General features: G+C 72.9%; 16 protein-coding genes and 1 pseudogene. 6 read left to right on the top strand and 11 right to left on the bottom strand.

All coding sequences use genetic code 11. The annotated features are described in order from the left end of the window. Nucleotides 1–20: 20 nt before the first annotated feature. Nucleotides 21–1,148, top strand: coding sequence for an NADH:flavin oxidoreductase (locus tag SNE206_RS09355; RefSeq protein ID WP_407912905.1), 1,128 nt, complete (start codon nucleotides 21–23; stop codon nucleotides 1,146–1,148). 98 nt (nucleotides 1,149–1,246) lie between these two features. On the opposite strand, the gene SNE206_RS09350 is transcribed toward SNE206_RS09355, so the two are convergent. Then, nucleotides 1,247–2,683 carry a PLP-dependent aminotransferase family protein gene (locus SNE206_RS09350; protein ID WP_407912904.1) on the bottom strand — a complete coding sequence of 479 codons (1,437 nt, stop codon included), beginning with the start codon at nucleotides 2,681–2,683 and terminating at the stop codon, nucleotides 1,247–1,249. 46 nt (nucleotides 2,684–2,729) lie between these two features. Between SNE206_RS09350 and SNE206_RS09345 the strand changes: the two genes are divergently transcribed. Together SNE206_RS09345 and SNE206_RS09340 are read left to right on the top strand one after the other, a co-directional pair. Continuing rightward, complete coding sequence (locus SNE206_RS09345; protein ID WP_407912903.1) at nucleotides 2,730–3,221, top strand: carboxymuconolactone decarboxylase family protein; 492 nt, start codon at nucleotides 2,730–2,732, stop codon at nucleotides 3,219–3,221. Nucleotides 3,222–3,341: 120 nt separating this feature from the next. After that, nucleotides 3,342–4,289, top strand: coding sequence for a MerR family transcriptional regulator (locus SNE206_RS09340; RefSeq protein WP_407912902.1), 948 nt, complete (start codon nucleotides 3,342–3,344; stop codon nucleotides 4,287–4,289). Between the two features lie 81 nt (nucleotides 4,290–4,370). Here SNE206_RS09340 and SNE206_RS09335 read toward each other — a convergent pair whose 3' ends face one another. From SNE206_RS09335 to SNE206_RS09320, 4 genes are all read right to left on the bottom strand, one after another. Further along, complete coding sequence (locus SNE206_RS09335; protein ID WP_407912901.1) at nucleotides 4,371–5,789, bottom strand: NAD(P)/FAD-dependent oxidoreductase; 1,419 nt, start codon at nucleotides 5,787–5,789, stop codon at nucleotides 4,371–4,373. Nucleotides 5,790–5,974: 185 nt separating this feature from the next. Next, a complete protein-coding gene (locus SNE206_RS09330; RefSeq protein WP_407912900.1) occupies nucleotides 5,975–6,769 on the bottom strand; it encodes a VOC family protein in 795 nt (264 codons plus the stop codon). Between the two features lie 53 nt (nucleotides 6,770–6,822). Further along, complete coding sequence (locus tag SNE206_RS09325; RefSeq protein WP_407912899.1) at nucleotides 6,823–7,335, bottom strand: DinB family protein; 513 nt, start codon at nucleotides 7,333–7,335, stop codon at nucleotides 6,823–6,825. An 87-nt stretch (nucleotides 7,336–7,422) separates the two neighbouring features. Then, nucleotides 7,423–10,188: a GH92 family glycosyl hydrolase gene (locus SNE206_RS09320; RefSeq protein WP_407912898.1), complete on the bottom strand. Its 2,766-nt coding sequence runs from the start codon at nucleotides 10,186–10,188 to the stop codon at nucleotides 7,423–7,425. A gap of 376 nt (nucleotides 10,189–10,564) precedes the next feature. On the opposite strand from SNE206_RS09320, the gene SNE206_RS09315 reads away from it, so the two are divergent. Next, nucleotides 10,565–11,173, top strand: a complete 609-nt coding sequence (locus SNE206_RS09315) for an HhH-GPD-type base excision DNA repair protein (protein WP_407912897.1) — start codon at nucleotides 10,565–10,567, stop codon at nucleotides 11,171–11,173. A gap of 57 nt (nucleotides 11,174–11,230) precedes the next feature. Here SNE206_RS09315 and SNE206_RS09310 read toward each other — a convergent pair whose 3' ends face one another. Continuing rightward, nucleotides 11,231–11,749, bottom strand: coding sequence for a YbhB/YbcL family Raf kinase inhibitor-like protein (locus tag SNE206_RS09310; RefSeq protein WP_407912896.1), 519 nt, complete (start codon nucleotides 11,747–11,749; stop codon nucleotides 11,231–11,233). A 50-nt stretch (nucleotides 11,750–11,799) separates the two neighbouring features. After that, nucleotides 11,800–12,663: an alpha/beta hydrolase gene (locus SNE206_RS09305; protein ID WP_407912895.1), complete on the bottom strand. Its 864-nt coding sequence runs from the start codon at nucleotides 12,661–12,663 to the stop codon at nucleotides 11,800–11,802. A gap of 91 nt (nucleotides 12,664–12,754) precedes the next feature. On the opposite strand from SNE206_RS09305, the gene SNE206_RS09300 reads away from it, so the two are divergent. After that, the gene (locus tag SNE206_RS09300; protein ID WP_407912894.1) at nucleotides 12,755–13,921 is read left to right on the top strand and encodes a hypothetical protein; all 1,167 of its coding nucleotides are present in this window, start codon (nucleotides 12,755–12,757) and stop codon (nucleotides 13,919–13,921) included. 18 nt (nucleotides 13,922–13,939) lie between these two features. Here the strand turns inward: SNE206_RS09300 and SNE206_RS09295 are convergent. Beyond that, a pseudogene (locus SNE206_RS09295) lies at nucleotides 13,940–14,530 on the bottom strand (helicase HerA-like domain-containing protein); the annotation flags it as partial. Nucleotides 14,531–14,928: 398 nt separating this feature from the next. After that, nucleotides 14,929–15,117 carry a hypothetical protein gene (locus tag SNE206_RS09290; RefSeq protein ID WP_407912893.1) on the bottom strand — a complete coding sequence of 63 codons (189 nt, stop codon included), beginning with the start codon at nucleotides 15,115–15,117 and terminating at the stop codon, nucleotides 14,929–14,931. Nucleotides 15,118–15,508: 391 nt separating this feature from the next. On the opposite strand from SNE206_RS09290, the gene SNE206_RS09285 reads away from it, so the two are divergent. Beyond that, entirely contained in the window at nucleotides 15,509–16,258 is a 750-nt protein-coding gene (locus SNE206_RS09285) for a helix-turn-helix domain-containing protein (RefSeq protein ID WP_407912892.1), read from the top strand. Between the two features lie 68 nt (nucleotides 16,259–16,326). Here the strand turns inward: SNE206_RS09285 and SNE206_RS09280 are convergent, their stop codons facing one another. Next, nucleotides 16,327–20,397, bottom strand: coding sequence for a transglycosylase SLT domain-containing protein (locus tag SNE206_RS09280; RefSeq protein WP_407912891.1), 4,071 nt, complete (start codon nucleotides 20,395–20,397; stop codon nucleotides 16,327–16,329). Then, the gene (locus SNE206_RS09275; RefSeq protein ID WP_407912890.1) at nucleotides 20,397–20,642 is read right to left on the bottom strand and encodes a hypothetical protein; all 246 of its coding nucleotides are present in this window, start codon (nucleotides 20,640–20,642) and stop codon (nucleotides 20,397–20,399) included. Before SNE206_RS09275 ends, SNE206_RS09280 begins: the two co-directional genes overlap by 1 nt. Nucleotides 20,643–20,716 lie beyond the last annotated feature (74 nt).

The raw sequence follows: 20,716 nt of genomic DNA, 5'->3' as shown, positions 1-20,716 counted from the left end.
CGTACCTGCGAGGACCACCCATGACCGTCGCTGCATCCTCCGCCTCCCGCGCGGCCGCCCTCCTGTCCCGGCCCGTCGCGCTGAACGGCCTGACCGTTCCCAACCGCATCGCGATGGCCCCCATGACGCGCATGTTCTCCCCGGGCGGTGTGCCCGGGGAGGACGTGCGGTCGTACTACGCCCGGCGCGCCGCCGCGGGCGTGGGCCTGATCGTCACCGAGGGGACGTACGTCGGCCACGAGTCGGCCGGGCAGAGCGACCGCGTGCCGCGGTTCCACGGCGAGGAGCAGCTGGCGGGGTGGGCGCAGGTCGCCGGGGCCGTCCACGCGGCGGGCGGCACGATCGTGCCGCAGCTGTGGCACATCGGCATGGTGCGCAAGCAGGGCGAGCCGCCGTTCGCCGACGCCCCGGCCGTCGGTCCCTCCGGCATCCGTGTCGACGGCACCGAGGGCACCGGCAGGGCGATGACCCGGGGCGACCTCGACGACGTCATCGGCGCGTTCGCCGAGGCCGCGGCCGCCGCCGAGCGCATCGGCTTCGACGGGGTCGAGCTGCACGGCGCCCACGGCTACCTCCTCGACCAGTTCCTGTGGGCCGGGACGAACCGCCGCACCGACGCCTACGGCGGCGACCCCGTGGCCCGTACGAGGTTCGCGGCCGAGATCGTGGCCGCGGTCCGCGCGGTGGTCTCGCCCGGCTTCCCGGTGATCTTCCGTTACTCGCAGTGGAAGCAGGAGGCGTACGACTCGCGCCTCGCCGACACCCCGGAGGAGCTGGCGGCGATCCTGACGCCGCTGGCCGAGGCCGGCGTCGACGCCTTCCACGCCTCCACCCGCCGCTACTGGCTGCCGGAGTTCGAGGGCTCCGACCTGAACCTCGCGGGCTGGACCAGGAAGCTCACCGACCGGCCCACCATCACCGTCGGCTCGGTCGGCCTCGACGGCGACTTCATCCGCGGCTTCATGGGCGAGGGCGCGCCCGTCCGGGCCCTCGACAACCTCCTCGACCGCCTGGAGCGCGACGAGTTCGACATGGTCGCGGTGGGCCGCGCCCTGCTGCAGGACCCGGAGTGGGCGGCGAAGGTGCTGGGCGGCCGGCTCGACGAGCTGAAGCCGTACGACGCGGCCGCGCTGCGGACCCTGAGCTAGGCGCACCCGACTCTCCCTCCCGCCCGCGCGCCGCCGGTGCGCGGCGGGCGGGAGAGCCGGAAGACCCGGGAGAGCCGGAAGGCCCCGGCGCTGGACGCTCACGCAGGCGGGAGGGCGCGGCAGAGCGCCTCCAGGGCGGCGCCGTAGGCGTGGTCCGGCGGGGTGGCGTAGCCCACGACGAGGCCGTCGGGCGCCGGCCCGGCGGCCTGCGGGTGACGGAAGGCTCCGAGGCCGTCGAGAGCGAGCCCCTGCCAGGCGGCGGCCTTGAGGGCCGCCGCCTCGGTGCCGGCGGGGAGGCGCAGCACGGCGTGCAGGCCTGCGGCGATGCCGGTGACGCGGATGTGCGGGGCGTGCTCGGCGAGGGCGGCGACGAGCCGGTCGCGGCGGTGGCGGTAGCGCTGCCGCATCCGGCGGACGTGCCGGTCGTACCGGCCGGAGGTGATGAGTTCGGCCAGGGTGAGCTGGTCCAGGGTGCCGGCCCAGGCTTCGCGTTCGCCCTTGACGGCCAGGACGCGGTCGACGAGGTGCTCGGGCAGGACCATCCAGCCGAGGCGGAGCGCCGGCGAGAGGCTCTTGCTGACCGACCCGAGGTGAACGACCCGCTCGGGGTCCAACCCCTGGACGGCGCCGACGGGTTCGCGGTCGTAGCGGAACTCGCCGTCGTAGTCGTCCTCCAGGAGCAGGCCGCCCCGGGAACGGGCCCAGTCGACGGCGGCGGCACGGCGGTCGGAGTGCAGGGGGCCGCCGGTGGGGAACTGGTGCGCCGGGGTGAGGAGTGCGGCCCGGACGGCCCGGTGGTCGGCCAACTCCTCGATGCGGGCGCCGCGTTCGTCGACGGTCAACGGCACGCCGGTGACGCCGGCCTGGGCGAGCAGCTCGCGGTGGAAGCCGAGACCGTACGCCTCGACGGCCAGCGGGCCGCGCAGCACGCCCCGGCCCGATCCCCCGGCGCCGCCGAACAACAGCCTTAGGGCGTGGGCGAATCCGGAGCAGATGACGATGCGGTCGGGCAGCGTACGCACCCCGCGGACCCGTGCCAGGTACGCGGCGAGGGCCTGGCGGAGTTCGGTGCGGCCCTGCGGGTCGCCGGGCCCGAAGGCCTCGTTGGGAGCGGAGCCGACGGCGCGGCGGGCGGCGGCGAGCCAGTCCGTGCGGGGGAAGGAGGCGGCGTCCGGCTGTCCCTGCCGCAGGTCGTGCAGGGGCCCCGGCCTGCGGGCGGGCGCCTTGACCGGCACGCGGACGGGCTTCGGCGGGGCGGCGCGGTCGGCGACGCGGGTGCCGGATCCCTGGCGGGCGGTGAACCGGCCCTCGGCGACGAGTTCGGCGTAGGCGGAGGCGACGGTGTTGCGGGCGATGCCGAGGTCGGCGGCGAGCGAGCGGTAGGGCGGCAGGCGGGTGCCGGGGGCCAGGCGGCCGTCGCTCACCGCCTCGCGCAGCGCCCGGGTGAGGGCGGCCTGGCGGCTCCCCGGTCCGGCGAGGGCCAGGTGGAGGTCGAGGCCGATGCGCTCGGCCGAATCGACCCAGGATTCCGGCATGGAAGTGCACTCTACCGGGGGTCTTTCCGGGCCTAGATTCGTGGTCATGACGAACACCGGCGCAGCCACCACCACCACCACCATCGCCCGCCTGAACTTCGCCAAAGCCGCCCCGAAGGCGTTCCGGGCCCTGATCGGGCTCGACGCCGCGGCCCGCGAGGGTCTCGACCCGGCCCTCGTCGAGCTCGTCCAGATCCGCGCGTCGCAGCTCAACGGCTGCGCCTACTGCCTGCACATGCACACCTCGGACGCCCGCAAAGCCGGTGAGAGCGAGGAGCGGCTGCACATGGTGTCCGTCTGGAAGGACGCCGCGCACTTCTTCACCGAGCAGGAGCAGGCCGCGCTCGCGCTCACCGAGGCGGTCACCCTCGTGGGGCGGGCGGGTGTGCCCGACACCGTCTACGGCCCGGCCGCGGCGCAGTTCACCGAGGAGGAGCTGGCCCGGCTGCTGGCCCTGATCCTCACGATCAACACCTGGAACCGCATCGCGCTGAGCACGGCGAAGGTGCCCGGCACCGACGAGCGCACGGCGCACTGACCGGACGAATGCCGTCACGGCCGTCCCCTTCCCCGCGCACCCCGGCTCCGCGGTGCGGGTCTCGCTGCCCGTCCGCGCTCCTGGGTACGGTGGGAGTTCCCCCTGAGGGAGGTTCAAGCCGTGGTCTCCGACGACCTGTGGAGCATCGGGGAGCTCGCCGGCCAGGCGGGCGTCACCGTCAAGACCGTCCGTTTCTACTCCGACCGCGGGCTGCTGCCCGAGGCGGCCCGCAGTTCCGGCGGGCACCGCCGGTACGGTCCTCCGGCGCTCGACCGGCTGCGTCTGATCCGCTCGCTCCGCTCGCTCGACCTGCCGGTGCCGGAGGTCGGCCGGATCCTCGCCGCCGAGGACGCCTCCGGCGGTGCGCTGGAGGACGCCGTGGCCAGGCAGTTGCGGGAGCTCGGTTCGCAGCTCGCCGCGCTCCGCTGGCAGGAGGCCGCCCTGCGGCTGGTTCACGACGCCACGCCCGAGGAGCGGCCCGGTCTGCTGCGGCTGGTCGGGGCCGTCCCGGCGCCGCCCGGCTCGGACGCGCTGGCCCGGTTCTGGCGCCGGGTGCTCCCTGCGCGGCTCCCGGCCCCGCTGCTCTCCTCGATCCTGGAGTCGGCCGTACCGCAGCCTCCTGCCGACCCGACCCCCGCCCAGGTGCTGGCCTTCGCCCGGCTGCACGTCCTGGTGGGCGGCGTGCAGTTCGGCAAGGAGCAGTGCCGTCCCGCGTCCCGCATGCCGGACGACGGGTTCCGTCCGGCCGTCCTGTACGCGGGCCTCGGTGAGGCGTACGCGCTGGCCTCCGACGACCTGCGGGGCCGGCGGCCGCCGCAGGAGGGCGGCTCGCTGGACTGCTTCGTCGCCGCCCACGCGCAGGCGCGGGGCGCACGGGACACCCCGGCGTTCCGCCGCGGGCTGGCGGGCATGCTCGCGCAGACCGCGGACCCGGTCGTCGAACGCTACTGGGACCTCACCGGGGAGCTCCTCTCTCCGCCGTCCGGCCCGGCGGAGCCGACCCTGGGCTCCGCGCACACCTGGCTGTACGCCGCCCTGAAGACCCAGGTCAGGGCCGCCGCGCTCTGACCCGGCACACCGCGCGCCCCGGCGCACCGCGTGCCCCGTCGGCCGGGTGCGGCGCGCCGCGGTCGGCGGCGCCGGGCCGTGTCAGGCCGCCGCCCGCGGCACGGACCGCGGGGCCGGCTCGGCCGCCACCGGACCGGCCGCCACCGCAGCAGGCGCCGCCACCGCCGGGCGGGCGGCGCGGGGCCGCAGCACCCGGCCGAGCACGCCGGGGGCGAAGAGTCGCTGCGGCGGGGCCTGCAGGTTGGCGACGCTCAGGAAGGCGCGTCCGACGGCCGGGTCGACCGCGGCCGCACGGTGGAGGCGGCCGATGTAGCGGTTGAGCAGCCTCACCCGGAGGGTGCGGCGGCCCTCGACGAACGGGAAGCGCAGGTCGCCGCCGACGGACATGTCCCACGGGACGTCGGTGATGCGCGCGGCCCGGCGGAAGAACCGCCGGGCGAGCCCGTCCCCGGGGTTCTCCGCGAGGCACGCCTGCAGCGCGGCGGCCTCGCACGCGGCGACGGTCATGCCCTGCCCGTAGGAGGGGTTGAACTGGCAGAGGGCGTCGCCGAAGACGAGGTAGCCCTCGGGGAAGCGGGTCAGCCGTTCGTAGTGGCGCCGGATGGAGACCGGGATGCGCATCATCCGGGGTGCGCCGAGCGGTTCGAGCCGCTGCAGGAGCTGGTGCAGGTCGGGGACGGGCAGCCGTTCGGCGAACCGGTGGTAGCCGTCCGGGTCGACGGGCGGGAGGTCGGCGTTCATGCCGAAGAGGGTGACGAGCCAGCGGTCGCCCTCCCCGCTGAGGGCGACGCCGCCGCGCGGTGCGTTCGCCTCGGCGCCGATGACGTAGGCGTCGACGTCGGAGTCGCCCGGACGGCGCCGGTACTCGCGGGAGACGTAGGCGATGCCGGAGTCGACGCGTTCCTCCGGGGCGGGTTCGTAGCCGAGCGCGCGGAGCCAGGTGGCGCCGCGGTTGCCGCGGCCGGTGGCGTCGACGAGGAGGTCGGCGGGCAGGTCCTCCGGTTCGGCGTTGACGCGCAGCAGCCGGACGCCGGTGATCCGTCCGGCGGCGCCGTCGGCGAGGGGTTCGACGACCTCGCACCGCTGGTGGATCTCCACGCCGGGCAGGGCCTCCACCCGGGTGCGGAGGTGGTGTTCGAGGGTGGGCCGGCTCACCATCAGGCAGCGCAGTCCGGACTCGGCCTGCAGCAGGGGGTGGCCGTCGTTGACCCAGCGCACGTCGTTCTGGGCGTCGCGGATGATGGCGCCGCGGGCGACGAGGTCGTCGCCGAGGCCGGGGAAGAGGTCCTCCAGGACCTCGAAGCCCTTGGAGAGCAGACCGTGCGCGTGGTGGCTCTGCGGTACGCCGCGCCGCGGTGCGGCGTCGTCGGGCAGGGCGTCTCGCTCGATCACGGTGACCCGCTCGTACGTCCCGGCGAGCACCCGGGCGGCGAGCAGGCCGCCGATCCCCGCTCCGGCGACGACAGCGTGTCCGCGTCTGTGCGGGCCGTTGCCTGTCATGGTGTCCCCCTTCCGTCGACGGAGCACTCGCGTCGACGGAACAAGCGTGCCCCGCGCGGCTTGGCATCCGATTGCCATCGGCTTGACGGCCTGCGGCCGCGGGTGCGGGAGGTCGCACCGCGGCCCCGGCGGGGCACCGTGGGGGGTGCCCCGACGGGGCCGGGTGGGCTGGGGGGGAGGACGGATCAGACGTCCTTGAGGGAGGGCATCTCGCCCTCGGTGCGGCCGAGGTCGATGATCGCGAAGGCCGCGTTCTGCGGGTCGGTGAGGGAGGCGAAGCGGCCGAACGGGCTGTCCATCGGGCCGTAGTGGAGGTGGCCGCCGAGCTCGGTGGCCTTGGCGACGGCCGCGTCGCAGTCGTCCACGGCGAAGTGCACGTTGATGAACGGCGGCAGGCCGGACGGGAAGTCTGAGCCCATCTCCATCCGGCCGAGCACCGGATCGGAGCCGATGCTGTAGACCCGGTAGTCCATGCCGCCGGCGTCCATCTGCTGGGCCCGGTACGGGAAGGCGGCCGTGAGGAAGGCGTCGGTGGCGGCGGTGTCGCGGGTGCAGAGCTCGGCCCAGGCGTACCCGCCGGGCTCGCCGACCTTCTCGAAGCCCTCGTGGCGGTCGGCCTGCCAGATGCCGAAGGCCGCACCGCCGGGCTCGCGGGCGATCAGCATGGTGCCGAAGTCGCCCACCTGCATGGGGCCCATGACGATCTCGCCGCCGGCCACGCGGATCTTCTCCGCGGACGCCGCGGCGTCCGGGGAGGCGAAGTACAGGCACCAGGCGGACTGCGCCTCCTGGCCGGGCATCGGCGGGACGACGGCGGCGACGGCCTTGCCGTCCTTGTACGCCTGCGTGTAGTTGCCGTACTCGGAGGAGCTCTCGCCGAAGGTCCAGCCGAGGACGGCGCCGTAGAAGTCCTTGGCGCCCTCCAGGTCGGTGAACATCGCGTCGGCCCAACAGGGGGTGCCTTCGGGCTGCACTGCCATGGTGTCTGCTTCCTCTCGCAGGGGTGGGTGGCGGGGGCGGGGCACGGGCCGGGTCAGCCCATCGTCCTGGCCCCGTCGAGGGATTCGCGGATGATGTCGGCGTGGCCGGCGTGCTGGGCGGTCTCGGCGATGATGTGCAGCAGGACGCGCCGGGCCGACCAGGTGGCGCCGGGCTCGAACCACGGCGCCTCGGGCAGCGGGTGGGCCGCGTCGAGGTCGGGGAGGGTCGCGACGAGGTCGTCGGTGCGGGCCGCGACCTCCGCGTAGGCCGCCAGCAGCCCGTCCAGGGTGTCGCCGTCGGCCATCCTGAACTGGCCCTCCCAGTCGACGGGTTCGCTCCGCATGGCATCGGCGCCGCCGAGCACGAACCGGATCCAGCGGGCCTCGACGCCGCTGACGTGCTTGACGAGGCCGCCGAGGCACAGCGCGCTGGCGGTGGTGCGCTGCGCGGCCTGCTCGTCGGTGAGTTCACGGACGGTGTACCGCAGGAAGCCGCGGTGCTTGCCGAGCGTCTCCAGCAGGTCGGCGCGCTCGCGCGGGAGGGCGGCGGCGGGCGGGGTGTTCATGGTCCTCCTCCTGTTCGGGTGGCGGCGGTCGTACAAGGACGGCGGGGAGGGGCGTCCGGCGGGACCGGGCGCCGGGCGGGGACGGGGTCACACCGGGACGGTCCAGCGCTGGGCGCCGGTGCCGTTGCAGTCCCACAGCTGCAGGCGGCTGCCGTCGGTGGTGTCGCTGCCGGGCAGGTCGAGGCAGCGGCCGGACGGCGGGTTGAGGAGCGAGCCGTCGGCGCGCGGCCACCACTGCTGGGCGCCGGTGCCGTTGCAGTCCCACAGCTGGACGGCCGCCCCGTTGAAGACCGAACTCCCGTCGACGTCGAGGCACTTGCCGAGCGAACGGATGCTGCCGTCGGAGGCGGTGGTCCACTGCTGGGCGGCGGCGCCGGTGCACGCGGCGAGCTGCACGGCGGTGCCGTTGACGGCCGAACCCCCGTCCGCTCCGACGCACTTGGCGTCGGGACCGACGACCGGTCCGGTGGCCGGGCGGGCCGGGCCGACGTCGAAGGAGGGCGGCGCGTCCTCCGGGGCGCGCCCCCAGGCGGGGTCGGGCGCGTCGGAGAGGGTGAAGGCCAGGGTGCCGCCGCGGCGTACGAACTCCTCGCTCAACCAGGGGCGTCCGGTGGCGGCACCGTCCACGGCGAGGGCGTGCACGTACCGGGCCTGCTCGGAGGCACCGGGTGCGGTCACCTCGATCACGGCTCCGTTGCCGCGGCGCACCGTGACGGCGGGGAACAGCGGGCTGGCGAGCACGAGTTCGGACCTTCCCGGTGCCTGCGGGTACATGCCGAGCGCCGCCCACACCACCCAGGAGGACATCTGTCCGAGGTCGTCGTTGCCGGGCTCGCCGTCGGGGGCGTCGGAGAAGAGCTCGGTGAGGGCGCGCCGCACGGTGTCCTGGGTGCGGTCCGGCCGGCCCGCGTAGGCGTACGCCCACGGGGTGTTGGCGGAGGGCTCGTTGCCGAGGTAGGCGTGCTCGGAGTCGGGGCCGCCGTTGAGTTCGGCGAAGAACCCGTCGAGCCGGGCGACGGCGGCGGTGTCGCCGCCCATCGCGTCGAAGAGTCCGCGGTGGTTGTAGGGCACCATCCAGGCGTACTGCGCGGCGCTGCCCTCGACGAAGTGGTCCTGCTGGGCGGGCCGGAAGTCGGGCCAGGCGTGGTCGGTGCCGCGGGGCTGGAGGTAACCGCTGCCGCTGTTGAGCAGGTTGCGCCAGTTCGCGGAGCGGTGCATCAGGGTGTCGTGGGCGGCGGTGTCGCCGATCCGGCCGGCGAGCTGGGCGAGGGCGAAGTCGGCGCTGGTGTACTCCAGGGTGGTCGCGGCGGAGCCCCAGATGCCGGACGCGTCGGACGGGATGTAGCCGATCGTGTCGTACGGGCCGTGTCCGGGCCGCTGGCGGGGGTCGCGGCTGCCCGCGGTGGCGATGCGGAGCAGGCCCGCGGCGTCGAAGTCGGTGCCGCCGAAGGCGTGGATGCTCGCGGCGATGATCGGCAGGGGGTCGCCGACCATGACGCCGGTGCCGCCGTTGGCGAGGGTCCACCGGTCGAGGTAGCCGGCGCTCGCGCCCTGGTCGACGACGGACTGCGCGATGTCGGCGGCCCGGGCGGGGTCGAGCAGCGCCAGCAGTTGCACCTGCGAGCGGTAGACGTCCCAGCCGGAGTAGTCGGCGTACTGCGCGTGGCCGGGCCGGGCGGTCCGGATCGCGCCGTCGAAGCCGGGGTAGCGGCCGTCGGTGTCGCTGATCACGCTGGGGTGCAGCAGCGCGTGGTAGAGCGCGGTGTAGAGGATGCGGCGCTGCGTGGTGGTGCCGCCGTCGACGGCGATCCTGCCGAGCAGGTCGTTCCAGGTGGCGCGGGCGTCGTCGCGGAGCCGGTCGAACGCGGTGGTGCCCTGTTCGGCGGCGAGGTTGGCGCGGGCGCCGTCCGCGCTGACGAAGGAGACGCCGACCCGGGCGGTGACGGTGCGGTCGGTGCCGGTGTCGAAGGAGACGAGGGCCTGGGCGCCGGAGGCGGCCCGGGTACGGGCGGGGTGCTGGTCCTCGCCGGTGCCGGTGCCGTGGTCCTGCGCGGTGCGGGCGGCCTGCGGGGCCACGCCCTCGCTGCCGCCGGTGGCGGTGCGGCGGGTGGTGTCGACGGTGCCGGCGTCGGCGCCGCCCGTGCGGACGATCCCGGCGCTGCTGAACGGCCGGTCGAACTGCGCGTGGAAGTAGACGCGGTAGCGGTTGCCGGTGCCGCAGAAGCCGCCGCTCTCGGTCCAGCCGGAGAGGGTGTCGGCGCCGATGCTGATGCTGCCGGAGGCGTCGTTGAAGGCCTTGCCTGCGTCGACGGTCAGCGAGGCGGTGCGGCCCGCGGGGTACGTGAAGCGGGCGATGCCGGAGCGCTGGGTGGTGGCGAGTTCGGTCCGCAGGCCGTTGCCGAAGGTGACGGCGTACGAGCCGGGGGCGATGGTCTCGTCGGCGTGCCGGAAGTCCGCGTGGTCGGTCGGGCGGCCGTCGAGCACCGGCATGAACGGCGTGGTGCCGTAGTCGCCGCAGCCGGCGCCGGAGATGTGGGTGAGGCTGAAGCCGTTGATCCGCTGGTCGTCGTAGAAGTAGCCGCCGTGCTGGTAGGTGGCGGTGTCGGGACTCCACTGCACCATGCCGAGGGGCGCGGAGGCGCCGGGGAAGGTGTTGCCGGCCCCGCCGCCGTTGCCGAAGTCCGGCTCGCCCTGCTTGGTGCCGACGTACGCGTCGACGTACTGCGCGGGGTCGGCGACGGTCACCCGGGCGGGTGGTGGCGCCGCCCCGGCGGGTGCGGTGAGGGTGCCGGCGGCCAGGGCCGCGGCGGCGACCTGTACGAGTGCGGACGTGAGCGATCTGGAACGGTGCACGGAGCCTCCTGGACCCGCCGTGGGCCTGCGGTGCGCGAACCGCGCGGCGGCGGGCGCCGTGGTCGGCGGCCCGGCGGGGGCGCGGGTGGGCAAACCGGCCCCGGCCGGTCCGGGAGACCCGTACCGGCCGGGGCCGACCATCTGCTCGTCGGTTCATCGTGCAGCCGCGTCGCGGCGGACCCGGCGCCGACAGGCCGCCTGTCGCCCGCCCGGCCCAATCACCCGACCCCCCGTCAGTCGGCGCCCGCGGCAGCCTTCGTACGGCGGACGTGCACCACGCGGGCGGTGACCGGGCGGTGTGTTGTGCGCCGCGCCCCCGCGCCCGGGCTGCCACGATGAGGGCGACCCGACCGACCGCCGCACCAGGGGCCGCACCGTGAGCGTCACCATCCACCTCGCGCAGCAAGCGGAGGCCGACGACCTGCTCGGCCGCAGCCCGCTCGCCGCGCTCACCGGCATGCTGCTGGACCAGCAGATCCCCATGGAGTGGGCCTTCACCGGCCCGTACACGATCGCGCAACGGCTCGACGCGGACGACCTGGACGCGCACCGGATCGCCGCCGCCGACCCGGAGGAGTTCGCCGCCCTGCTGTCGCAGAAGCCCGCCGTGCACCGGTATCCGGGCTCGATGGCCAAGCGGGTGCAGCAGCTCTGCCAGTACCTGGTGGAGCACTACGACGGCGACGCCGGGGCGGTCTGGCGGGATGCGCCCGACGGCCGTGAGCTGCTGAAGCGGCTCGACGACCTGCCCGGCTTCGGCAGGCAGAAGGCGCAGATCTTCCTCGCCCTGCTGGGCAAGCAGTTCGGCGTCACCCCGGACGGCTGGCGCGAGGCCGCCGGGGCGTACGGCGAGCCGGGGTTCCGTTCGGTGGCGGACATCACCGGGCCGGAGTCGCTCGTGAAGGTGCGGGCGACCAAGCAGGAGGCGAAGCAGGCCGCGAAGAAGGCCAAGGGGGCCAAGGAGGCCGAGGGGGCCGGGGGTTGAGCCGGCGGGCTCCCGGCGGTCGGCCGGGAGTCCGCCCGGGGCGGTGCGCCGCGCCGGTCAGCCGCTCGCGTACTCGACGGTGAGCAGGGCCCGCGCCACGGTGTGGAAGGTGAGGTTGAAGCCGACCACCGCGGCCGGGGTGTCGGACGTCAGCCCGAGCGTGGGCACGTCGAGCGCGTGCACGGCGAAGACGTAGCGGTGCGCCGGGCCGGGCGGCGGGGCGGCGCCGTCGTACCGGTGGCCCGGGAAGTCGTTGCGGGCGTGGTAGCCGTCACCGGGCAGGGTCGCGTCAGAGGCACCGGCGCCGCGGGCGAGTTCGGTGGTGCCGACGGGCAGGTCGAGCGCCAGCCAGTGCCACCAGCCGCTCGCGGTGGGGGCGTCCGGGTCGAAGCAGGTCACGGCGAAGCCGCGGGTCTCGGCGGGGAAGCCGGACCACGCGAGGTGCGGCGACCCGTTGCCGTGGGCGTGCACGTGCGCGTCGGGCATCGTGGCGCCGTCCACGAGGTCACGGCTGGTCAGGTCGAAGCCGGGCACCTTCGGCAGGTGGTCGTACGGCAGGGGCGGACGGAGCGTCATGGTCGCTGCACCTTCTCCTTCTTCGTCGCGCGGGTGGCTCTCCTCCGAGTCTAGGGAGCGAGCCTGGCGGTGACGGCCGCGCCGAGCGGAGTGTCCGGCCGGCCGAGGTCGAGCGGCAGGTCGAAGTGGTTGCGGCCGGCGACGACCACGGCCTCCACCGGCACCCCGGCCTTCCGCGCGGCGGCCGCGAACTCCTCCTGCTGCCGGGCGAACTCGCCGGTCTCGTGCTCGCCGACGGCGAGCAGCAGCGGCGGCAGCGGCTCCGCCGGCGGGTGGTCGGCGAGGAGCAGCAGCGGGCTGTTGCGGCGGGCGGCGGCCGGGTCGAGGCCGAGCGCGTCGTTGACGTAGGTGAGGGTGATCGGCTCCAGGTCGTACACGCCGCTGAGCAGCACCGCGTCGGCGACGCGGCGGCCGCGCGGGGAGGCGGGGCCGAGGAGGGCCATCGCGGCGAGGTGGGCGCCGGCGGAGCTGCCGGAGAGCTGCACGCGGTGCGGGTCGGCGCCGAGGTCCTCGGCGTGGTCGAGCAGCCAGTGCACCGCGCGGCGGACCTGCGCCACGATGGCGTCCAGGGGCCAGCCGGGTGCGAGGCCGTAGCCGACGGCGGCGTAGGCCGTGCCGAGGGCGGTGAAGTCGGGGGCGGCGAAGGCGGAGTCGGTCTTGTCCAGCTCCTGCCAGTAGCCGCCGTGGACGAAGACGTGCAGGGGTGCGCCGGGCCGGGCGGCGGGGAAGAAGTCGATCAGTTCGGGCGGCCCGGCGCCGTACGGCAGGTCGGTGCGGACCTCCAGCGCGGCGTACGCGGCGCGGCTGCGGTCGGTGTACGCGGCGAGCTCGGCCGCCAGGTCGTCGACGCAGCTGCTCGGGGAGTACTCGCGGGCGAGTTCCCCGTGGTCGAACTCGCGGTACAGCGGCGTCATCGCCCGTCTCCCAAGCCTTGAGGTATAGACCAATGCCGGGTACCGGGCTAGCGTGGGGGCGCACCCGCACCGTCTGCCCCGGAGCCGCCCCGTGGAGTCGTCCGTCCTCGCCTTCGCCACCGACCTGCTGGACGAGGGCGCCGACACCTTCTTCGGCCACCTTACCGACCGGGCCGGCGTGGGCGGCCTGACCCTCGCCTCGGTCTACCACGAGGCCCGGGACGTCTTCCCGCACAACCCGCGCCGCGTCGTGCGGTACCTGGAGCCCGGCGCCGCGTACTTCCGGCCCGACCCGGCCCGCTGGGCGGGGCGACGGCTCGTCCCGGCGCCCTCCGGCGCGATCGGCGACCGCGACCCCTTCGCCGAGGCCGCCGCCGAGGCCGGCCGGCGCGGCCTGAAGCTGCACGCCTGGACGGTCTTCTGCCACAACGACCGGCTCGGCTTCCAGCACCCCGACTGCGCCCCGGCCAACGCCTTCGGCGACCGCCACCTCACCGAGCTGTGTCCCGCCCATCCCGAGGTCCGCGCCTACGCGCTGACGCTGGTCGAGGAGCTCGCCCGGTACGGCGTCGACGCGATCCGCGCCGAGTCGCTGCACTTCCACGGCCTCCGGCACGGCTACCACCACGAGCGGTACTTCGAGGAGCTCGGCGCCGTCGCGGAGGCCCTGCTCGGCATCTGCTTCTGCCCGCACTGCCGCGCCGCCGCACGCGCCGCCGGCGTCCCCGCCGAGGAGGTGCAGCAGGCCGTCCGGGACGAGCTGCGCGGCCGTCTCGCCGACGAGCGGAGGGCCGCCGAGCCGGCCGCCCTCGACGAGCTCGCGGGCGGCGCCCTCGCCGCCTACCTGGACGCCGCCACCGGCACCGTCACCTCGCTCGCCGCCGAGGTCGCCGAGGCGGCCGCCGCCCACGGCATGCGGCTCACCTTCATGGACGGCGCCGGGCCCGGCAAGGGCTGGCTCTCCGGCATCGACCTCCCGGCCCTCGCCAAGGCCGCGCACCAGGTCGAGACGCTCGGCTACGCCCGCTCCCCCGGGGAGGTGCGGGAGAAGGTCGCCGCGTTCGCGCTGCACGGCGTGAGCCCCGAGGCGATGGCGGTGATCCTCCGGCCGATGGCCGAGGACTGCGACGGCCCGGCCAACCTCGCCGCCAAGATCGGCGTGCTGCGCGAGCTGGGCGTGCCGGAGGTGGAGTTCTACCACTACGGCCTGATGCGGCTCTCCTCGCTCGACCGGATCGGCGCCGCCCTGCGCGCCTGAGCGGGCTCCGGCCGGGGCCTACCGCCGACGCCGGGACGTCCCGAACAGGCTGCGGGTGATCTCCCGTCCGAGCTGGGTGCCGGCCGACCGCGCGAGCGACTTCAGGGCCGGGTTGCGCATCAGCGACCCGATCAGCCCGCCGCCGTCGCCGCCCTCGGCCGGGGCCTCCCGCGGGGGTGCCTGCCGCGCCGCCGGTTCCCGCCCCGGCGCGGGCGCCTCCTCGTGGGCGGCCGGCCGGGCGGCCAGCTTCTCGTACGCGGACTCCCGGTCGACCGCCTCCGCGTAGCGTGCGGCGAGCGGCGAGGACGCCACCGCCGTACCGAGCGCGACGGCGTCCAGCGGGCCCATGAGCGACTGCGGCGCCCGCAGCCGGGTCGCCGCCACCGGCGTCGGCGCGCCCTTCTCCGAGAGCACCGTCACCACAGCCTCCCCGGTGCCGAGGCCGGTGAGCACCTCCGCGAGGTCGTAGGAGGACCGCGGGAAGGTGGAGACGGTGGCCTTCAGGGCCTTCGCGTCGTCCGGGGTGAAGGCGCGCAGTGCGTGCTGCACCCGGTTGCCGAGCTGGGCGAGCACGTCCGCGGGGACGTCCTTCGGGGTCTGCGTGACGAACGCTTCTGTCAATTACCCCACTAGTTTCCCAGCCTGCGGCGATGCCCGCACAGCCCCCGGCGCACTGCACGGGGCCGCGGGTGTGACACCGCCAAGCGTCTTTACCCACGGCCCCGCTCTGCCCTCACCCGCCGTCTGTGCACCGACACCGGGCGAGGCGTCTTTGGGCCTTCGGACTGCAATCCCTCCGGCCCGCGGTTACGGGCTGCGACCCTTACCGCTTGCCCCGCTGCGCTCTGTGTGAATCTCGGTAGCGACCCGCAGCGGGGGTGGCCGGTTCGGGTCTGCACCCCTTGCCGGCCGACCGTCGGGAGGACGAGTGAAGGGCATGCCTCCGCCCGACGGGTACTGCACCGCGCCTACCCTGTTGACCCTTCCTGCGGGCAGGCGCGGCAGTCTCATGTCATGCGGGCGACGTACCCGAGGCTTCGGGCCGCCTGTTCCGCGGAGTGCTGCATCGGGTAGCGGTCGGCCTCGTCGCCGACGATCCGCCACTCGTCGCCGTCGCGGACCCCCCACATGCCGGGGTACGGGTCTCCGTCGCCCATCTTCTCGGCGCGGAACCTGGCGCGCGTCGTCTCGTTCACGCCGTCCTCCGCCGGCCGTGCCGCTTGCAGGCCGCGACGACCCAGCCGAGCGGCGCTCCGTCTTCTGCCGGCGTGGTGTACGCGTGCCCTGCCGGTACGAGCGGCCCCGTGCAGTCGAGTCCGCGGTAGCACCGGCTGCCGTGGAGCTGCTCCCGGGTGAGCGTGTCCGCCATGTCCCGGGAGAGCACAACGCCGGGAGGCGCCTGTTCACGGGCCATGCTTCCGACGCCTGCTCTCCCTGCCATGTCCGCGCCCCCTTCGTCGCCGATGCCCACTCAGCCAGGGTGATCCACTTCCCCGGGCACTGCGACGACGTCAAGGCGTCAAAGCGGCGACACGACGGGGCGTCATTTCGGTGTCATTACCGCGCCGTTCGTCCTACCTTGGATGTATGCCGACGCCGAACGACACCTTCAGGGCTGTACGCATTGGCATGCGTCTCAGCCAGGACGAGCTAGCCCAGAAACTCAGGAAGGCGGGCGAGGACATAGGGGAACCCAACGAGGCAAGCAAGCGCCTCGTCCAGCGATGGGAAGGCGGCCAGGTCCGTCAGCCACGCCCGGTCTATGCCAGGGCCCTGGAGGCCGTCACGGGAGTACCCGTGGAGTCCATGGGCTTCGACCTTCCCGAGCAGTCTCCCCGCGTCCACCCCGACGGCCAGGGCGGGCATGACCTTGACGCCCCTGCGGGCGATCTCCCGGCTCCTGCCGCGGAAGCGTCGGCGGCTGTGGGACCAATCTCCGGCATCTGGCTAAGTCGCTACGAGTTCTACAGCTCCGGACGGTCCGACACCTTCGTCGGGATGCACTACGTGCTGCTGCTCCAGCGTGGGAACCGGATCACCGGCCGGTCGCTGTCCTCGTCCAACCCTGACAGCCCGTTGACCCTGGACTTGCAGGCGGACGGCAACGTCGTGACCGGCACGTGGGTGGAGCAGACAGCGTCGGACGGGTACTACAGCGGCGCCCGTTACCACGGCGCCCTTCAGATGCTTGTCGAGCCGACGGGCCGTCGCATGGCGGGCAAGTGGATCGGCTTCGGCCGTGACTTCGAGATCAACAGCGGCCCGTGGACGCTGACGTTCAAGGAAGCAAGCACCGGCAAGGCTGCCGTCGAGCGGTACAGCGTGCCGCCGGAGTGACGCCCCCGGAAACGCCGAAGAGCCCCGCACCGTCCCGAGGGATGATGCGGGGCTCTTGTGCTGCCGGGCTACTTCACGCCGGCGTACAGGTCGCGGGCGATGCCGTCGACCTTGACATCCACTTCGGTCCGCACGAGATCGGTGATCTCGCGGTCCCCCAGGAAGGTCCGGTTGTCGATCTGCACGTTGGGGACGTGTCCGCCGTTCAGGCCACCAGCCTTGATCGCGTCCCACTGGCCGGTGGTGAACACCGGCTCCGGCTTCCCGCTGTGGTTGTAGACGAGGCTCGTGCCGGTCGGCAGGTAGCCGCCCTGGTCGTAGCCTCCGGGCCGGTTGAGCGCGCTCAGCGAGCCGTACCGGTGCTGTGCGTAGTTCAGGCCGGCAAAAATATTCGCCAGAGGGTTCGTCGACGTTCCGTAGAGGAAAGGTCCGGTGTTCCGGAATCCCTCCGCGTAGGCGCGGAAGGTCGGGCCGATGACCTGCATCAGACCGACGCTCGGTGTCCCGGCGAGCCAGTTGGAGTCCCATCGGTTCACGACGTTGGGGTTACCGCCGGATTCCTGATTCATCCGTCGGAGAACGACGTCCAGCCACGACGACGGCTGCCCGAGCATGCTCAGCGCCTGGAGGACCGTCGGCGCCCACTGCTGCACGCCGGAGCCCCCGTTACCGCCTCCGCCTCCACCGCCGAGCCCGATGAATCCGCTCAGCTTGTCCGCCAGGCCGCCGACTGCCTTCGTCGGAATGCCTGCGATGGTCTTAGCCATGGAGGACTGACCGATCTTCGCAATCAGATCGCGGACGGGCTTCGTCAGCTTCTCCCACGCCTTACCGGGGTGGGCGAAGAGGTCGGCTCCGTCTTTCGTGAAATCCCACGCTGCGCCGCCTGCGCCCTTGATCCCGTCCCAGATCGATCCGAGAATTCCGCCGGACGCCATGAGGCGGGTACCGGCAGCAGCGTGCATCGCGAGGGCGCGATCCCGGTACTTCGGGTCCGTCGGGATGACGAACTCGGGGTAGAGCGGATTACCCTCGCCGACAATCGCCGTCGGACGATTCGTCATCATCGGGACCGCCGGTCCCCAGCCGTTGCCGACCGTTCCGCCGGCCGCGAGCAGCTTAGGGGCGTCAGGCAGGTGCGGGAGGTCGACGAAGTCGGCCACCTTGTCCCACACGGCCTTGATGCCCTTTGTGTAAACCCACTCGATCAAGAAGTTGATGGGCTTCTTCGTGATGTCGTAGAGCTTGTTCCAGGCTGCCGCAATGAGATCTTTCGCCGACTCGAAAGCCTGGCCCAACGGCCGCAGCGCGTCCTTCGTCTTCTCGAACGCAGGCTTCAGCGCCTTTTCCCAGAGCCACGACGCCACGGCGCCGATGGCTTCGAACGCAGGCTTCAGCGCGTTCGTCCACAGCCACATTCCGGCAATTCCGAGCGCCTTCAAGATGAGGACTACGCCGTCAAAACTCGGCTTTATGTAGTTCTTCCACATCCACACCGCAGCGTCACCAATGAACCCGAACACGGGCTTCAGGGCTACCTCCCACAGCCACATTCCTACGGCTGCGAGAACCTTGAATCCGATGACGAGCGGCGCCAGAACGGCGACGGCGACAATGGCGAACAGGATGCGGGCGGCTAGCCAGATTCCTTCGAACGCTGGTCGGAGCGCATTCTCCCACAGCCACATCGCAGCCTTGCCGACGTACTGCAGGCCGATCCAGATCGCTTCGAACGTCGGTTTCAGGACGTTGTTCCAGAGGAACAGCGCGCCGATTTTGATAGCGGCCCATACCGCGTCCACCGCCACGTGGAACCACGTGAAATGGTTGTACGCGTAGATGACGCCCGCCACAAGACCTGCGATGGCTGCGACTATCAGCGTGATCAGCGGGACAATTCCCGTCGCCTGGAGTGCCACGTCCCATGTGATCGTCTCGGCCGTGGCGATAGCGACGATCGCATTGTAGACGGCCATTGCGCCGTTCCACGCGATCAATCCGAGCTTCGCGACGTTCATCGCCACGACGAGCGCGTAGATTCCGAGCACAGCTTCCGGCGCGTAATCCGCAACAGCCGAAATTCCGTCAGCCACGATGCCGAACCCTTCAAGCACCGGGCCGGAGAGTGGCGCGAGAGCCTTCGAGACGGAGAGCAGCGCGTCCGCCACCTTGCCGAAGGCATCGGCCAGGCCGGGGCCGACGCGGGACGCGAAGCTGAGGAACTTCTCGAACTCCGGCGAGCCCTTCAGCCCCGTTGCCCACCGGGCGAACTTGTCGGTGATCCGCTGGAGCGTCGTCGAGATGCCGCCCATGTGCGGGAGGAAGGCGTCCACGATGCCGGCTATGCCGGTGAAGACCTTGCCGACCGCGACGCCGAGACCGACGAACGCCGGCTTCACGGCCCCGTCAAGGTCAGCCTTGAAGCCCTGCCAGAAGGGGGACTTGACGGCCCGGGACGACCGGTCGAAGAGCTCGCCGATCGCGTCAGCCGTGGCCGTGACGAGTGGCGTCAGACCGGGCAGCGTGTGCTTCGCAGCGTCCACGCCCCGGACGAACAGCGGCAGGACGGCCGGGGACATCGACGCCGACCACGAGGAGAACGCCGTCTTAAGCCCGTTCGGGCCTGCGATGGCGTCGAAGAGGGCGCGAGCGGACGGCGAGAGCTTCGACAGCGCGTCGTCCGCACTCCCTGCGCTCTTCTCCGTCGACAGCATCGCCTGCTGCAGACCACGCTGCGCACTGGCCACGCTCTCCGCTGCAGCCGCCTGCGCGGACGCAGCAGCCTTCTGCGCATCCGCCACGGCACGCGAAGCGTCGACTGCACGGCGCTGCGCCTGCGTCAGCTTGTCCTGCGCCTGCTGCACAACCGCGGAGCCGTCGACACCCGCATCCCGAGCAGCCTTCGCTTCCGCGGACAGGTCTCTTTGCGCAGTCGCAGCTTCCTTCGCGGCCTGCACCGCTCGGTCATAGTCGAGCTGCGCACGCTCCCGTTCCAGTCCCGTCGCAGCCGCGCCCTTCGCCTGTACGGCCTGCAGATTCTCCTGCGCTTCGGCGACCCGGAGAGCCGCCTCCCGCTCGCTGAGAGCACCGTCCCGGAGGCGATCCTCGTACGCCTGGAGCTGCTGCTCCGCGGTCCGTCGAGCGGCTGTCAGATCGTCCTGCGCAGCCCGTTCGGCCTTCTGCGCATCGACGAGGCTGCGGCTTGCAGACTCCACCTGACGGTTCGCACTGGCCACCTGCTGAGCTGCGCTCCGCTGTGCCGACGCAAGGGACTGCTGCGCACCTGCGAGAGACAGCGCATGCTGCTGCGCGGTGATGTTGCCGTTCGTCGCCTGCTGCTGCGCAGCCGACTGCGCGTGCAGCGCTGCCGTCACGCTCTTGAGCGCCGGGGCTGCAGCGAGAGCGAAGGCGCCCGCACCGACACCGGCCGCGACGAAGGCGGACGCGATGCCGCCCACGCCGACAGCGAGCACCGGCACGGCGGGGATCGCAGCGAGTGCGCCGATCTGGATAGCCAGAGCGAGCACCGCGGACGCGGCGCCGCTCGTGTCGACGTCGACGCGCGTGTGCGCTGTCTTCCCGTCGATCGCTGCGATCTCGGCCCGCACCTCCGCCAGGGCTGCGCGAGCAGTGCCGATGTCCACGCGAACGACAGGGTTCGGGTGCCGTGCGCCGAGTCGCGCGAGTTTCTCGTCCAACTCCGCGACCTTCGCAGCCGCATCCGCTGCGCTGATGTCGATACCGATGCGCTTACCGGAGAGCTGCTGGAGCTTCGTCCGCAGGCGCGCAAGCTCCACATCCACGCCCGTCTGCCCTACCTGGATATCCAGGCGGGGCATCGATCGGAACGCGACCTCCAGGCGGGATTTCACCGACCGGGCGAACGCCCCGGCCGTGTCGTCACCCGCGCGACCAGCAGCGCGGCCGGCAGCCTGACCGGCCCGGGTGACGGAGGCGGGAAGGGTGATCGTCAGACGCTGCCCGATCACGTCGCCGAACTTGTCGACGAATGCCTGTCCTGCCACCCGGCCAGCAGCGTCGCCAGCAGGCTTGGCAATGGCTGCCATCTTCTCGTTGAAGCCCTGGCCGATCGGGACGACGTCGACGCCGACCGTGCCGACAATGTCAGTACCGGGCATCATTCACCTGCCTGAAGAATATCGGAAATGTCGAGGGGGTTCTCCCGCGGGTCGGTACGGGAGTTCATCACCGGCAGCCAAAACAGCATTTCCTCCGAAGCCCGTTCCACCTCGTCGGACGGATCGGCGTCCCGGAGGATGATGAAGTAGGCAAACCAGGTCTCACAAATCGGCGAGCAAAAAGCGCCAGGGTAATAGCCGACGGGAAGCGGGCAGTCAGTGCGCGCGCATCGAGACTCGGTCATGGTTCGTCCTCTCGTGGGAATGGAAAAGCCCCGTCGCAGGAATGGCGACGGGGCTAAGAAGGGGCCGCGCGGGC

The organism is Kitasatospora sp. NE20-6, from assembly GCF_045862635.1.
This window is presented reverse-complemented; position numbering and strand designations above follow the sequence as displayed.